Annotated in this window: 14 protein-coding genes; 9 read left to right on the top strand and 5 right to left on the bottom strand. The window is 60.8% G+C overall.

Annotated elements, in window-relative coordinates:
- Positions 1 to 52: 52 nt before the first annotated feature.
- Positions 53 to 1,477, bottom strand: a complete 1,425-nt coding sequence (locus EJD88_RS24705) for a PLP-dependent aminotransferase family protein (protein WP_158879235.1) — start codon at positions 1,475 to 1,477, stop codon at positions 53 to 55.
- A gap of 166 nt (positions 1,478 to 1,643) precedes the next feature.
- On the opposite strand from EJD88_RS24705, the gene EJD88_RS24700 reads away from it, so the two are divergent.
- Positions 1,644 to 1,868, top strand: a complete 225-nt coding sequence (locus EJD88_RS24700) for a DUF1127 domain-containing protein (RefSeq protein ID WP_099586008.1) — start codon at positions 1,644 to 1,646, stop codon at positions 1,866 to 1,868.
- Here the strand turns inward: EJD88_RS24700 and EJD88_RS24695 are convergent, their stop codons facing one another.
- Positions 1,869 to 3,161, bottom strand: coding sequence for an FAD-binding oxidoreductase (locus EJD88_RS24695; RefSeq protein ID WP_158879234.1), 1,293 nt, complete (start codon positions 3,159 to 3,161; stop codon positions 1,869 to 1,871).
- A gap of 115 nt (positions 3,162 to 3,276) precedes the next feature.
- Here EJD88_RS24695 and EJD88_RS24690 point away from each other — a divergent pair, with 115 nt between their 5' ends.
- Positions 3,277 to 3,630: a YkgJ family cysteine cluster protein gene (locus EJD88_RS24690; RefSeq protein WP_099586006.1), complete on the top strand. Its 354-nt coding sequence runs from the start codon at positions 3,277 to 3,279 to the stop codon at positions 3,628 to 3,630.
- 26 nt (positions 3,631 to 3,656) lie between these two features.
- Here EJD88_RS24690 and EJD88_RS24685 read toward each other — a convergent pair whose 3' ends face one another.
- On the bottom strand, positions 3,657 to 4,145 hold the full coding sequence (locus tag EJD88_RS24685; protein ID WP_003176896.1) for an Lrp/AsnC ligand binding domain-containing protein: 489 nt from the start codon (positions 4,143 to 4,145) through the stop codon (positions 3,657 to 3,659).
- A gap of 155 nt (positions 4,146 to 4,300) precedes the next feature.
- Here EJD88_RS24685 and dadA point away from each other — a divergent pair, with 155 nt between their 5' ends.
- From dadA to EJD88_RS24655, 6 genes are all read left to right on the top strand, one after another.
- Positions 4,301 to 5,602 carry a D-amino acid dehydrogenase gene (gene dadA, locus EJD88_RS24680; protein ID WP_158879233.1) on the top strand — a complete coding sequence of 434 codons (1,302 nt, stop codon included), beginning with the start codon at positions 4,301 to 4,303 and terminating at the stop codon, positions 5,600 to 5,602.
- Positions 5,574 to 5,927, top strand: a complete 354-nt coding sequence (locus tag EJD88_RS24675; RefSeq protein ID WP_099586004.1) for a RidA family protein — start codon at positions 5,574 to 5,576, stop codon at positions 5,925 to 5,927. The genes dadA and EJD88_RS24675 overlap by 29 nt, the downstream gene beginning before the upstream one ends.
- 79 nt (positions 5,928 to 6,006) lie before the next feature.
- Entirely contained in the window at positions 6,007 to 7,080 is a 1,074-nt protein-coding gene (gene alr / locus EJD88_RS24670; RefSeq protein WP_099586003.1) for an alanine racemase, read from the top strand.
- Positions 7,081 to 7,196: 116 nt separating this feature from the next.
- The gene (locus EJD88_RS24665; protein WP_005792468.1) at positions 7,197 to 7,745 is read left to right on the top strand and encodes a cupin domain-containing protein; all 549 of its coding nucleotides are present in this window, start codon (positions 7,197 to 7,199) and stop codon (positions 7,743 to 7,745) included.
- A gap of 181 nt (positions 7,746 to 7,926) precedes the next feature.
- A complete protein-coding gene (locus EJD88_RS24660) occupies positions 7,927 to 8,337 on the top strand; it encodes a cytochrome c5 family protein (RefSeq protein ID WP_158879322.1) in 411 nt (136 codons plus the stop codon).
- Between the two features lie 135 nt (positions 8,338 to 8,472).
- On the top strand, positions 8,473 to 10,395 hold the full coding sequence (locus tag EJD88_RS24655) for an acetyl-CoA hydrolase/transferase C-terminal domain-containing protein (protein WP_158879232.1): 1,923 nt from the start codon (positions 8,473 to 8,475) through the stop codon (positions 10,393 to 10,395).
- Positions 10,396 to 10,454: 59 nt separating this feature from the next.
- Here EJD88_RS24655 and EJD88_RS24650 read toward each other — a convergent pair whose 3' ends face one another.
- Together EJD88_RS24650 and rep are read right to left on the bottom strand one after the other, a co-directional pair.
- On the bottom strand, positions 10,455 to 11,027 hold the full coding sequence (locus EJD88_RS24650) for a xanthine phosphoribosyltransferase (RefSeq protein ID WP_071485175.1): 573 nt from the start codon (positions 11,025 to 11,027) through the stop codon (positions 10,455 to 10,457).
- A 58-nt stretch (positions 11,028 to 11,085) separates the two neighbouring features.
- Positions 11,086 to 13,095: a DNA helicase Rep gene (gene rep / locus EJD88_RS24645; protein ID WP_099586000.1), complete on the bottom strand. Its 2,010-nt coding sequence runs from the start codon at positions 13,093 to 13,095 to the stop codon at positions 11,086 to 11,088.
- Positions 13,096 to 13,362: 267 nt separating this feature from the next.
- Here rep and EJD88_RS24640 point away from each other — a divergent pair, with 267 nt between their 5' ends.
- A complete protein-coding gene (locus EJD88_RS24640; protein WP_099585999.1) occupies positions 13,363 to 15,030 on the top strand; it encodes a bifunctional diguanylate cyclase/phosphodiesterase in 1,668 nt (555 codons plus the stop codon).
- Positions 15,031 to 15,051 lie beyond the last annotated feature (21 nt).

The raw sequence follows: 15,051 nt of genomic DNA, 5'->3' as shown, positions 1-15,051 counted from the left end.
GCTTCCAGTTCAGGGCGGTTGTCGGCATATGACGGCGATTTCTCGCGAAAGGTCAGTCCGCCGACTCGGCCAACATCTTTATCGCCGCGACACCGACCTTGCGCACCGCTTCTTCAATCTGCGGGGTTGGCTTGGCACCGTAGTTCATACGCAGGCAGTTCCGATACTTGCCCGATGCAGAAAAGATGCTTCCCACGGCGACCTGGACACCTTGTTCTATGAGCACCCGGTTGAGTTTCAGAGTATCGAAGCCCTCCGGCAGTTCTATCCACAGCATGAAGCTGCCCTGGGGGCGGCTGGCGCGCGTGCCCGCCGGGAAATAGCGGCTGACCCAATCGAGCATCAAGTCGCGATTGCGCTGGTATTGGGTGCGCATGCGCCGCAAATGCGGCTCGAAATGCCCACCCTTGAGAAATTCGGCAATTGCGATCTGCGGTTGGGTCGCGGTGGAGCCGGTGCTGATGTATTTCATGTGCAGCACCCGTTCCAAGTAGCGCCCCGGTGCCACCCAGCCAATGCGCAGGCCCGGCGCCAGGGTTTTCGAGAAGGAACTGCAGAGCAGCACGCGGCCATCTTCGTCGAAGGATTTGATGGTGCGCGGGCGCGGGTAGCTGTAGGCCAATTCGCCATACACATCGTCTTCGATGATCGCCACGTCAAAACGCTGTGCGAGGTTCAACAAAGCGCGTTTGCGTGCCTCGGGCATGATGTAGCCCAACGGGTTGTTGCAGTTGGGGGTCAACTGAATGACTTTGATCGGCCACTGCTCCAGGGCCAACTCCAAGGCTTCGAGGCTGATGCCAGTGATGGGGTCAGTGGGGATTTCCAGGGCTTTCATGCCCAGTCCCTTGAGGGTCTGCATGGCGCCGTGGAAGCTCGGCGAGTCCACCGCGACGATATCGCCGGGGTCACAGATGGCGTGGATGCTGGCGGACAGCGCCTCATGGCAGCCGGTGGTGATCACGATGTCTTCGGCGGTCAACTGGCAGCCGGAATCCAACGACAGCCGGGCGATTTGCTCACGCAGTTCCATACAGCCGAGGATGTTGTCGTAATACAGCCCCGGCAGATCCTGGCGCCGGCTGACGCGGGCAAGGCTTCGCAGCAGGGGTTTGAGGGTGGGTGACAATACATCCGGCATGCCCCGGCCCATCTGTATGACGTCTTTTCGCGGCACAGCGCGAATCAGTTCCAGCACTTGGTCCCACTGGGAGATTTCTACCGGGCGTTGGGCGGGGCGGCCTATTTCCGGCAGGGCCGGCAGCTCGCGGCCAACGGGAACGAAGTAGCCGGACTTGGGCTTGGGCATCGCCAGGCCGTTGTCTTCCAGCAGGCGATAAGCCTGTTGCACGGTGCTGAGGCTGACCCCATGTTCGACGCTCAAGGCCCGCACGGACGGCAATCGATCACCGGGGCGATAGAAGCCCTGTTCGATGCGGGTGCCCAGCAATTCGGCGAGATTGACATAAAGGGTCATGACGGTCGCTCCCAGTGGACCAGTACAGATAGAGAGAAAATACAGGATTCACTGGCCCATAGGCAGTGTCTGTATGGATTTAATAAAGGTAGGTTGAATCTGTAATGGTTTTTGCCGTTCGCCCATGCTTGTCACTCAAGGCAACACGCCACTGAGGGGCAACAACATGAACGGCATGAGCGATGTGCGGCTGGCGCTACACAGTCAGGAACTGGAAGCAGGGCAGGAGCGGGCACTGTCTGCGCTCACGGGTAACCGCTGGAGCCTGTTCTGGCACCGTCGCCACACGCGCAAGGCTTTGCTGACCCTGACCTGCGAGCAATTGCAGGATATCGGGCTGACTGCCGAGCAGGCGCGCCAGGAAGGCTTGAAGCCTTTCTGGCGCGGTTGATCACACCAGCTCTTTGAGGCGGTGCCAGAGCATCCCCAGCGCCAGCAGCGGCGAGCGCAGGTGCTGGCCGCCGGGGAAGGTGATGTGCGGCACCTTTGCGAACAGATCGAAACGCCCCTGCTGCTGGCCGCTGATGGCTTCGGCCAGCAGCTTGCCCGCCAGGTGTGTGGCGTTGAGGCCATGGCCCGCATAAGCCTGGGCGTAATACACGTTGGGTTGATCCGCCAACCGACCGATCTGCGGCAAGCGGTTGGCGCCGATGCCGATCATGCCGCCCCACTGGTAGTCGATTTTTGCGTCGGCCAACTGCGGGAACACCTTCAGCATTTTCGGCCGCATGTAGGCGCCGATGTCCTGGGGATCACGGCCGGAGTAGTGGCAGGCGCCGCCGAACAACAGGCGACGGTCGGCGGACAAGCGGAAATAGTCCACCGTCACCCGTTGATCGCACACCGCCATGTTCTGCGGCAACAGGTTGGCGGCCTGCGCTTCGCTCAAGGGTTCGGTGGCGATGATGTAGCTGCCGGCGGGCAGCACTTTGCCGCTCAGGTGCGGGTTGAGGCCGTTGAGGTAGGCGTTGCAGGCCAGTACCAGGGTCCTGGCACGCACGTGGCCGTGGGCGGTGTGCACCTTGACCTCGTGGCCGTAGTCGATGCGTGTCACTTCGGACTGCTCAAACAACTGCGCGCCCAACTGCTGCGCGGCGGCCGCTTCGCCGAGCGCCAGGTTCAGCGGGTGCAGGTGGCCTGACCCCATGTCGATCATGCCGCCCACATAGCGGTCGGAACCGATGACGCTGCTCATCTCGGTAGCTTGCAGCAGGCGCACTTCATGGCGATAGCCGAGGCTGCGCAGTTCTTCGGCGTCTTCGGCGAGCCCGTGCAGGTCGCGAGGCTTGTTGGCGAGGTCGCAGTAGCCCCAGGTCAGGTCGCAGGGGATCTGGTAGCGCTCGACGCGCTCACGCACGATTTCGACGGCTTCCAGGCCCATCAGCTTAATCTCGCGCACGCCATCGCTGCCGATCACATTGGTGAACTGGTCCAGGCCGTGGCCGACGCCGCGAATCAGTTGCCCGCCATTACGCCCGCTGGCGCCCCAGGCGATCTTGCGCGCCTCCAGCAACACCACGCGCAAACCACGCTCGGCCAGTTCCAGTGCGGTGTTAAGCCCGGAAAACCCCCCGCCGATCACGCACACGTCGGCAGTCACTTCGCCGGTCAACACCGGGTAATCGGGCTGCGGCAGGCTGCTGGCGGCGTAGTAGGAAGCGGTGTGCCGGGCGCTGGCGGTCATGGGGAGCATCCCTGTTTGGAAAATTTGACGCAGGATACAGCGGTCGGACGAAGCTGTCTGTGCGGTGCGTTTTGCGTCAGAATCCACGCCTATTCGCCGTTTGGTACCTGCTTCGATGAGTTGCAACAGTCAGAAAGTCAGCGCATTGCGCCGCCAGATTCCTTCGTTCGAGTGCGTTCCCGGTTGCCACGACTGCTGTGGGCCAGTGACTACATCGCCCGAGGAAATGTCGCGACTGCCGCGTAAGACTGCTGCCGAACAGGACGCGGCAATGGACGAGCTGAACTGTGTGCACCTGGGGCCCAACGGTTGCACGGTGTATGACGAGCGGCCGTTGATCTGCCGCTTGTTTGGCACGACCAAAACCTTGCCATGTCCCAATGGGCGGGGGCCGGTGGAGCTGATTCACCCGAGGGTGGAGAAGCAGATCCACGAGTACATGGCGAGCACCCGGCAGGTGCTGGTGTAGCGGCTTTACTCGATCACCTGTGTCAGTCAGTCGGGGATCGGCAGGTTCAGGCTCTCTTTCACCTCTTCCATCACGATATAGCTCTTGGATTCGCGCACGTGGGGCAGCTTGAGCAGAATGTCGCCCAGCAATTTGCGGTACGACGCCATCTCGGAAATCCGCGCTTTTACCAGGTAGTCAAAGTCGCCGGACACCAAATGACACTCCAGCACATGGGGCAGTTTCAGCACGGCCCGGCGAAATTCCTCAAAGGTGTCGCCGGATTTGTAATCGAGGCTGATCTCGACAAATACCAGCAGACTGCCCTTCAAATGCTGAGGATTGAGCCGCGCGTTGTAGCCCATGATGATCCCTTCGCGCTCCAGCCGGCGGACCCGTTCGGTGCACGGCGTGGTCGACAGCCCGACCTTTTCACCCAGCTCTGTGAACGAGATACGCCCGTCGGTTTGCAGGATGCGCAGGATATTGCGGTCGATCTTGTCCAGCTCCCGCTTGGTCTGGGTGTTGGTACGCATAGGGGATACGCCTCTGTGAAAAGGGTTTCTGCCGAGAATTGTCGCCAAATATAGGCATTTATATAGTGAAATGCACTGGTGATTGCTTTTTATACTGCGCTCATCATTGCTCGAACAACACACGTCGGCGGCCAAGCCGCGATGAGGATATAAAAATGCGCGTTCTGGTCTTGGGTAGCGGCGTCATTGGTGTGACCAGTGCCTACTATTTGGCTCGGGCCGGTTTCGAGGTGGTCGTGGTCGACCGCCAGCCAGCCGCTGCCATGGAAACCAGCTTCGCCAACGCTGGCCAGGTGTCGCCGGGCTATGCCTCGCCATGGGCCGCACCGGGCGTGCCGCTCAAGGCAATCAAGTGGCTGCTGCAACGCCACGCGCCGCTGGCGATCAAGGCCACGGCCGATATCGATCAATACCTGTGGATGGCGCAGATGCTGCGCAACTGCACCGCCAGCCGGTATGCAGTGAACAAGGAGCGCATGGTGCGCCTGTCCGAGTACAGCCGCGACTGCCTCGACGAATTGCGCGCCGAGACCGGCATTGCCTACGAAGGCCGCAGCCTGGGGACTACCCAGCTGTTCCGCACCCAGGCACAGCTCGACGGCGCCGCCAAGGATATCGCCGTGCTGAAAGAGTCCGGTGTGCCGTTCGAACTGCTCGACCGCGCCGGCATTGCCCGCGTTGAACCGGCCCTGGCCAACGTTACCGACATCCTCGCCGGTGCCCTGCGCCTGCCGAACGACCAGACCGGCGACTGCCAGATGTTCACCACCCGCCTGGCCGACATGTGCAAGCAACTGGGCGTGGAGTTCCGTTTCGAACAGGATATCCAGCGCCTCGACCATGCCGGTGATCGTATCAACGGCGTGTGGATCGACGGCAAGCTGGAAACCGCCGACCGCTACGTGCTCGCCCTCGGCAGCTACTCGCCGAAGCTGCTCAAGCCGCTGGGGATCAAGGCGCCGGTGTACCCGCTCAAGGGTTACTCGCTGACCGTGCCGATCACCAACCCGGCGATGGCGCCGACTTCGACCATCCTTGACGAGACCTACAAGGTCGCGATCACCCGTTTCGACAACCGCATCCGTGTCGGTGGCATGGCTGAAATAGCCGGTTTTGACCTGTCGCTTAACCCGCGTCGGCGCGAAACCCTGGAGATGATCGTCAACGACCTTTATCCTCAGGGCGGCGATCTGGCTGCTGCCGAGTTCTGGACCGGCCTGCGCCCGACCACCCCCGACGGCACACCGATTGTCGGTGCCACTCCCTTCAAGAATCTGTTCCTGAACACTGGCCATGGCACCCTCGGTTGGACGATGGCCTGCGGCTCCGGCCGCTTGCTGGCTGATCTGATGGCCAGGAAAACCCCGCAAATCAGTGCCGCGGGCCTCGATATTTCCCGTTACGGCAACCACCAGGAGTCCGCACAACATGTCAATCCAGCGCCAGCTCACCAATGAGCGCATGAGCCAGATCGTCGTCCACAGCGGTACCGTGTACCTGGCCGGGCAAGTCGGTGACGACATGAACGCCGCAATTGAACAGCAGACCCGTGAAACCCTGGCCAATATCGAGCGCTTGCTGGACCTGGCCGGCACCGACAAGACCAGGCTTTTGTCCGTGACGATCTACCTGAAAGACATCGACGCCGATTTCGCCGGCATGAACGCGGTGTGGGACACGTGGCTGCCAAAGGGCGTCGCTCCGGCCCGCGCCACGGTTGAAGCCAAACTGTGTGAGCCAGAAATCCTGGTAGAGCTGTCCGTCGTGGCCGCGCTGCCTTAAACCAAGATCCCTCTCCCGGTGCCGAAGCAGTTGGTCGGTGCCGGTTTTTCTTCACTTTGCCGCCTAGAAGCCTGCCGCCATGCGTCCAGCCCGTGCCCTGATCGACCTCCAAGCCCTGCGCCACAACTACCAATTGGCCCGTGAAGTCACGGGGGCCAAGGCCCTTGCCGTGGTCAAGGCCGACGCCTATGGCCATGGTGCCGTGCGGGTGGCCCAGGCGCTGGAAGCCGAGGCTGATGGGTTTGCCGTCGCGTGTATCGAGGAAGCCCTGGAGCTGCGCGCTGCCGGGATTCGTGCGCCGGTGCTGCTGCTGGAAGGTTTTTTTGAAGCCGACGAACTGCCGCTGATCATCGAGCATGATCTGTGGTGCGTGGTGCATTCGCTGTGGCAGCTGGAGGCGATCGAACAGGCCAGGCTGGGCAAACCCCTGACGATCTGGCTCAAGCTGGACTCGGGCATGCATCGCGTCGGCCTGCACCCCAAGGATTATCACGAGGCCTACCAGCGCCTGCTGGCCAGCGGCAAAGTCGCGAAAATTGTCTTGATGAGCCACTTCGCTCGCGCCGATGAACTCGATTGCGTCAGCAGCAATGAGCAAGTCGCGGTGTTTGAGGCGGCGCGCCAAGGCTTGGCGGCTGAGGTCAGCCTGCGCAACTCGCCGTCGGTGCTGGGCTGGCCGAGCATGTCCAGCGACTGGGTGCGCCCCGGCATCATGCTTTACGGCGCGACGCCATTTGGCGAAGACCACGCCATTGCCGCACGTCTGCAGCCGGTGATGACCCTGGAATCGAAAGTGATCTGCGTACGCGAACTGCCGGCCGGCGAGCCTGTGGGCTACGGCGCCCGGTTTATCACGCCCAAACCGATGCGCATCGGCGTGGTTGCCATGGGGTATGCCGACGGCTACCCGCGCCACGCGCCCACCGGCACGCCGGTGCTGGTGGCCGGGCAGCGCAGCCAATTGCTGGGGCGTGTGTCCATGGACATGCTATGTGTCGACCTGACGGACGTGCCCCAGGCCGGTCTGGGTTCCACGGTGGAGTTGTGGGGCAAGCACATCCTTGCCAGTGACGTCGCAGTTGCCGCCGAGACCATTCCCTACCAGATCTTCTGCAACCTGCGTCGAGTGCCAAGGCTCTATTGCGAGGCTTGAGCGTCAGGCACGAACACCGCGCCCTGGGATTTAGGCCCAAGTGTTGTAAATACTGAACGCTGTCGCCATGATAACGCTCAATTACAACAAAGCCTGAATCCTAGGAGGCTCCTGCATTGGACGTCGGCGAACGACTGCAATCCATCCGTAAACTGAAGGGTCTTTCCCAGCGCGAGCTCGCCAAGCGTGCGGGTGTCACCAACAGCACCATTTCGATGATCGAAAAAAACAGTGTCAGCCCCTCGATCAGCTCCTTGCGCAAGGTGCTGGGCGGCATTCCCATGTCGATGGTCGAGTTCTTTTCCGAAGAGATCCTCCAGGAAATACCGACCCAGATCGTCTATAAAGCCAATGAGCTGATCGACATCTCCGACGGCGCCGTCACCATGAAACTGGTAGGTCGGGCGCACCCGAGTCGGGCCATCGCGTTTCTCAACGAGATCTACCCGCCTGGCGCCGACACCGGTGAAGAAATGCTCACCCACGAAGGCGAAGAAACCGGGATTCTGTTGGAAGGTCGCCTGGAGTTGGTGGTCGGTCTTGAAACTTTTGTGCTCGAAGCCGGCGATAGCTACTACTTTGAAAGTACCAAGCCTCATCGTTTTCGCAATCCGTTCGACGTACCGGCGCGACTAATCAGCGCAGCCACACCCGCGAACTTTTAAGAATAGAGGCGTCCTGCCAGCGTTGCAGAGACACCCTGGCTGTATTCCGCAAGGCTGAATCTCCCTTTATTTAATAGGGTTGTTTCAGCCCGGCGGGCTAACCGTTATACTTTCGCCGCCTGCGAAACCGTGGCCGCAGGCGTGAATAGCCACCATTGAGGGTGAACGCGTGAACCTAATTATGAAAATGCTGGCTGCACCAGCAACCGTACTGGCCCTATGGGCTGTGAGCGCACAAGCTGCGACCAATGATGACATTGCCAAGCGCCTGGAGCCCGTGGGCCAGGTCTGCGTCCAGGGCCAGGAATGCAAAGGCATGGAAGTCGCCGTGGCCGCAGGCGGTGGTGGTGCGAAAACCCCGGATGACATCATCGCCAAACACTGCAACGCGTGCCACGGCACCGGCCTGCTGAACGCGCCGAAAATCGGCGACACCACCGCCTGGAAAGAACGCGCCGACCACCAGGGCGGCCTTGATGGCATCCTGGCCAAGGCCATCACCGGCATCAACGCCATGCCGCCTAAAGGCACATGTGCGGATTGCTCGGATGAAGAGCTTAAAGGGGCGATCAAGAAGATGTCCGGCCTGTAATTAGCCGATCTTCGCCAAAAAAGCCGCTTACGAGCGGCTTTTTTGTACCTGTGATTTAGGTTTCGGGCTGGTGATTGCAGCAAAGACCCGGCAAGCTCGGTCCAACCCCTAATCATGGAATGTCAGGAGGGTCGGATGGTGCAGTTGTGTTCAATCGAGCAAGCAGTTGACGACGTACTGGCGCGTTTGCCGGCGCATATCCACATGGGCATGCCGCTGGGCCTGGGCAAGCCCAATCTGTTCGTCAATGCGCTGTACCGGCGTGTCGCCAAGCTGCCGGAGCGGGCGCTGACGATTTACACCGCGCTGAGCCTGGGCCGGCCAACGATGGGCGATGGCTTGCAGAAGCGCTTTCTCGAACCCTTTATCGAGCGGGTGTTTGGGGATTACCCCGAGTTGGAGTTTCTCGCTGCCCTGCATTCAGACAGCCTGCCGAAGAACATCCACGTGCAGCAGTTCTTCATGCAGCCCGGCAGTCTGCTGCACAGTACGTCGGCCCAACAGGATTACGTCAGCAGCAACTACAGCCACGCCGCCCGCGATATCAATGCCGCAGGCCTGAACCTGGTGGCGCAGTTGGTCGCGAGCAGCGCCGAGCACCCAGATCGCCTGAGCCTGAGCTGCAACCCCGATATCACCCTCGACCTGTTACCGATGATCGCCAAGCGCCGTGACGCGGGGGAAACCATCCTGATCGTCGGCCAGGTTCACACCGATTTGCCCTACATGCCGGGCGATTCCGAGTTGGGCATGGATGCGTTCGACTACCTGATCGATGCAAAGGACAGCACCACGCTGTTCTCCACACCGAACATGCCGGTGGGGTTCCAGGACCATTTCATCGGCCTGCATGCCAGCACGCTGGTGCGCGATGGCGGCACCTTGCAGATTGGTATCGGTTCCATGGGCGATGCGCTGACCGCCGCCTTACTGGCGCGCCAGGCCGATAATGAAGCATACCGCCTGCTGCTGACCGACCTGGATGTGTACCAATGGGCACCGCTGATCAGCCACGAAGGCGGTGTCGACCCCTTCGCCCGTGGCCTTTACGGGTGCAGCGAAATGTTCGTCAACGGCCTGTTGGTACTGGCGGATGCGGGAATTGTGCGGCGCAAGGTATACCCGGATATCGCGACCCAGGAGCAGGCCAATGCCGGCTTGCTGGACGATGCGGCGCAGCCTGACGGCGTGTCCATCCACGGTGGTTTCTTCCTCGGGCCACGCAGTTTTTACCAGCGCTTGCAGGAAATGACCCACGCCAAGCGCCTTGAATTCAACATGACCCGCATCAGCTACATCAACGAGCTGTACGGCCAGGAAGAACTTAAGCGTTTGCAGCGCCTGGATGCTCGGTTTATCAACAGCGCGATCATGGTGACGTTGCTCGGCGCGGGTGTGGCGGACCAGTTGGAAGACGGCCGCGTGCTCAGCGGCGTAGGCGGGCAGTACAACTTTGTGGCCCAAGGCCATGCGCTGGAGGGTGCGCGGTCGATCCTGATTTTGCGCAGCTGGCGCGAATCGGGCGGAGAGATCAGCTCCAATATCGTTTGGGATTATGGGCACTGCACTATTCCTCGGCACCTGCGGGATATCGTCATCACCGAGTATGGAATCGCCGATCTGCGCGGTCAGACGGATGCCAAGGTGATTGAGGCGTTACTCAATATCACCGACTCCAGGTTCCAGGATGACCTGATCGAAGAGGCACAGAAGGCGGGCAAGTTGCCCAGGGATTTCCAGCTCGATCCGCGATTTATCGACAACACACCGGAGCGGCTCAAGGGGATTCAGGCGCGGCATCGGCGTTTGTTTCCGGAGTACCCGCTGGGCAGCGATTTCACGGATGAAGAGCGGGATCTGTTGCGCGCATTGAACTGGCTCAAGAGCAAATTCAAGCTGACGGAAATTCTGGAGTTGGGTAAGGCGGCGTTGGATGCGCCGGAACCGCAAGCGTTTCCCGAGCATTTGAAGCGGATGCGGTTGGATAAACCGGAGGGGCTGAAAGAAGATTTATACCAGCGCCTGCTACTGGCCGGCCTCCAAGCCACCGCGCACTAACAAGCAACACAAGGCAAATATGGGAGGGGGCAAGCCCCCTCCCACATTTTGAATCGAGGTTATTCGATGAACGTAACTACGCCACCGGCCAACGACTTCACCCGCGCCAGCGACTCAACCCGATAACCCTGCGCATCCAGTTCCGCACGGCCACCCTGGAACGATTTCTCGATCACGATCCCCAGGCCGGCAACGGTTGCACCGGCCTGCTTGATGATCGAAATCAGCGCCTGGGACGCTTTGCCATTGGCCAGGAAGTCGTCGATCACCAACACGCGGTCGCTGCTGGTGAGGTGGCGCGGCGAGATGGCCACGGTGCTTTCGGTTTGCTTGGTGAACGAGTAAACGGTCGCCGACAGCAGGTTTTCAGTCAGGGTCAGGGACTGGTGCTTGCGGGCGAAGATCACCGGCACACCGAGGTTCAGCCCGGTCATGATCGCCGGTGCAATACCCGAGGCTTCGATGGTGACGATCTTGGTGATGCCCGAGTCCTTGAACAACGCGGCGAATTCATCACCGATCAGCTTCATCAGCGCCGGGTCGATCTGGTGGTTCAAAAAGGCGTCGACCTTGAGTACCTGATCGGAAAGCACGATGCCTTCTTCGCGAATTTTCTTGTGCAGTGCTTCCACGGAAAGCTTCCTCTAATGGCGCGATCTGCGCCGAAAGTAGATTGAAAAGTAGTCGATTCTAGCGCTTTAACATCGCGCGTATGTCCGCCAGGGCGGTGTTGCCGCGCACGGCCTTCACCTCGGTCGGGGTGTCGTCATTGCCTTCCCAGGCCAGGTCATCCGGCGGCAGTTCATCCAGGAACCGGCTGGGGGCGCAATCGATGATCTCGCCGTATTGCTTGCGCTTGGCAGCAAAGGTGAAGGCCAGGGTCTGACGCGCGCGGGTAATGCCGACGTAGGCCAGGCGCCGTTCTTCCTCGATGGTGTCGGCTTCGATGCTGGAGCGGTGCGGGAGGATTTCCTCTTCCATGCCCATGATGAACACGTAGGGAAATTCCAGGCCCTTGGAGGCATGCAAGGTCATCATCTGTACACCTTCGGCGCCGTCTTCCTCTTCCTGCTGACGTTCGAGCATGTCGCGCAGCACCAGCTTGCCGATGGCGTCTTCGACGGTCATCTCGCCGTCTTCGTCTTTTTCCAGGGTGTTCTTCAGCGCTTCGATCAGGAACCAGACGTTGCCCATGCGGTAATCCGCGGCCTTGTCGCTGGAACTGTTGGTGCGCAGCCAGTTTTCATAGTCGATGTCCATGACCATGCTGCGCAGGGCGCTGATCGGGTCTTCGCCGGCGCATTGCTCGCGCACCTTGTCCATGAAGCGCTTGAAGCGCGCCAGGCGATCGGTAAAACGCGTGTCCAGGTGCTCGCCCAGGCCGATCTCGTCGGTGGCGGCGTACATCGAAATCTTGCGTTCGGTGGCGTAGTTGCCGAGCTTTTCCAGAGTCGTCGAGCCGATTTCCCGGCGCGGCACGTTGATCACGCGCAGGAAGGCGTTGTCGTCGTCCGGGTTCACGATTAGGCGGAAGTAGGCCATCAGGTCTTTTACTTCCTGGCGTCCGAAAAAGCTGTTGCCCCCCGACAGGCGATACGGAATCTGGTGGTGCTGCAACTTCAACTCGATCAGTTTGGCCTGGTAGTTGCCGCGATACAAAATCGCAAAGTCGCTGTAGGGCCGATCGGTACGCAGGTGCAAGGTGAGCAACTCGACGGCCACGCGCTCGGCTTCCGCGTCTTCATTGCGACAGCGGATCACGCGGATTTCGTCGCCGTGGCCCATCTCACTCCACAGCTGTTTTTCAAACTCGTGGGGGTTGTTCGAGATCAGCACGTTGGCGCAGCGCAGGATGCGGCTGGTGGAGCGGTAGTTCTGCTCCAGCATGACCACTTTCAAGGACGGGTAATCGACCTTGAGCAGCATCAGGTTTTCCGGACGGGCGCCGCGCCAGGCATAGATCGACTGGTCATCGTCACCCACCACGGTGAACTGGTTGCGCTTGCCAATCAGCAACTTCACCAGCAAGTACTGGCTGGCGTTGGTGTCCTGGTATTCGTCCACCAGCAGGTAGCGCACCTTGTTCTGCCACTTTTCGAGGATGTCGGCGTGTTCCTGGAACAGCTTGACCGGCTGCAGGATCAAGTCGTCGAAATCCACCGCGTTGAACGCCTTGAGCGTGCGCTGATAGTGGGTGTAGACGATGGCGGCGGTCTGTTCCTTGGGGTTGCGCGCGTTTTCCAGGGCTTCGGGCGGCAGGATGAGGTCGTTTTTCCAGGCGCCGATCATGTTCTTGATCTCGTCGACGCCGTCGTCGCCCGCGTATTCCTTCTGCATGATGTCGGTCATCAAGGCCTTGACGTCGGTCTCGTCAAAGATCGAGAAGCCCGGCTTGTAGCCCAGCCGCGCATGCTCCTTGCGGATGATGTTCAGCCCCAGGTTGTGGAAGGTACACACCGTGAGGCCACGGCCTTCGCCACCCTTGAGCAGGGTGCCGACCCGCTCCTTCATCTCGCGCGCGGCCTTGTTGGTAAAGGTCATGGCGACGATGTACTGGGCGCGGATGCCACAGCTCTGGATCAGGTGCGCGATCTTGCGGGTGATCACGCTGGTCTTGCCGGAACCGGCACCGGCGAGCACCAATAGAGGGCCGCCGACGTAGTTCACGGCTTCTTGCTGCCGGGGATTGAGTCGGGACATACAGAATTTCGGGAGTCGTTGTTCAAAAGGGCGGGCATTTTAACAGGCTGGCAAGATTCTGCTGCCCTGGATCGACGGTGTGACGTACCACTCGATCTAAATTTGCCGGTTTTGCTACTTTGCCGCAGGATGTCGAGGCTTTTTACGCTTAAAACAGCGACAAATGCTTACACCTGCGCATTTGATAACCCCTATCATTGGTGATTATCAGGCCGCACGTCATAATGCCCGCCGCCAACGAAATTTTGCAGAGTCTAGGGAGCTAGCTTGTCTACGCCTGTCGAACCCTTGCGTTTGCTGCTACTGGCCGATACGCCTGAGTGGGCAGCGTTGTTGCGCGAGTGCCTGGCGCCGATGGGCGATGGGGCTGTGCTGATCAGCGCGCCAAACTGGGACTCGGTGAGTCGTCTGTTCGACGATGACGCCAGCGCCGTGCTGTTGACCACGTCCAGCCTGCAACCCGGCCCTGGCCAGTGCAGCTTGCCGTGCGTATTGCTGTTGGAGCAGGAGCCGCTGGTTTCGCCGCTTGGCGTCAGTGACTGGCTGATCCGTGATGCATTGGACGCCGACATACTGCGCCGCTGCCTGCGTCATGTGCGTGAGCGCGGCGTGCTGGAAAACACCCTGCAACGCCTGGCCGAGCAAGACCCGCTCACCGGTATCGCCAACCGCCAGGGCTTCCAGACCCTCCTTGCGGCGCGGCTGGCCGAGAACGAAGGCCGCGGTCTGGCCCTCGGTCATCTGGACCTCGACAACTTCCGCCACGCCAACGATGCCCTCGGCCACCAGGCTGGCGACCGCTTGATCCTGCAGGTGGTTTCGCGGCTCAAGAGCCAACTTGAAATCGGCGACCAACTGGCACGCCTGGGCAGCGACGAGTTCGCCTTGCTGATTGACACCCGCCGCGCACCGCAACGCGCAGAGTGGATGGCCGAGCGCATCACCGAAGCCATGGCCGAGCCGTACTGGGTGGATGGCGAAAGCCTGCTGATCGGTTGCAGCCTGGGCGTGGCCCATGCCCGCGCCCGCGCTGGCGCCGACCCATTGATGTGGCACGCCCATATCGCCATGCAGCAAGCCAAGAGCACCCAAGGCTGTACCTTCCATATCTTCAACGAACGCATCAACCGCAACGCGCGCAGCCTCGCCGATCTGGAAAGTGAACTGCGCCGCGCCTTGCGCCGCGATGAACTGGAGCTGCATTACCAGCCGCGCCTGGACCTGGATGACGGCCACATCGTTGGCCTCGAAGCCCTGGTGCGCTGGCGCCACGGCGAGCGCGGCCTGTTGCCGCCTAGCGAGTTTGTGCCTTTGGCCGAACAGAGCGGCCTGATCGTACCGTTGGGCTACTGGGTAATCTCCCGCGCCCTGCGCGACATGCAAGACCTGCGTGAGCGCGGCCTGCCGCCGTTGCACATGGCGGTCAACCTGTCGTTCCGCCAGTTCCAGGACAGCCAGTTGCTCTCAACCCTCAGCCGATTGATCGCTGAGCGCGGCGTAGAGGCGCAATGGCTGGAGTTCGAACTGACCGAAACCGCCGTAATGCGCCGTAGCGATCTGGTCAAGCAGACCATGGACGCCCTCGGCCGGCTCGGTGTGCGGTTTTCCCTGGACGACTTTGGCACCGGTTTCTCCTCGTTCGTGCACCTCAACAGCCTGCCGATTGCCTTGTTGAAGATCGACAAGAGTTTTGTCGGCGGCATGGAAGAGCGCGAAGAGAACCGCAAGCTGGTGCACGCGATGATCAACCTGGCCCACAACCTCAACCTGGAAGTGGTGGCCGAGGGCGTGGAAACCCCGGAGCAGCTGGCGCTTTTGCGATTGTTTGGCTGTGACCAAGCCCAGGGCTATCTGATCAGCAAGCCGTTGCCGTTACCGGAGTTGGTGGATTACCTCACATTCGGCAAGGGCCAGCAGGCGCTGTTGGGCTGCTGACCTGCAAACCCAATCAACGGT

Origin of the sequence: Pseudomonas sp. PB105, from assembly GCF_009764655.1 — a bacterium.
In the GTDB taxonomy this organism is placed as follows: domain Bacteria; phylum Pseudomonadota; class Gammaproteobacteria; order Pseudomonadales; family Pseudomonadaceae; genus Aquipseudomonas; species Aquipseudomonas cyclaminis.
The sequence above is the reverse complement of the archived record's forward strand: the minus strand, read 5'-3'. Positions and strand labels throughout refer to the sequence as shown.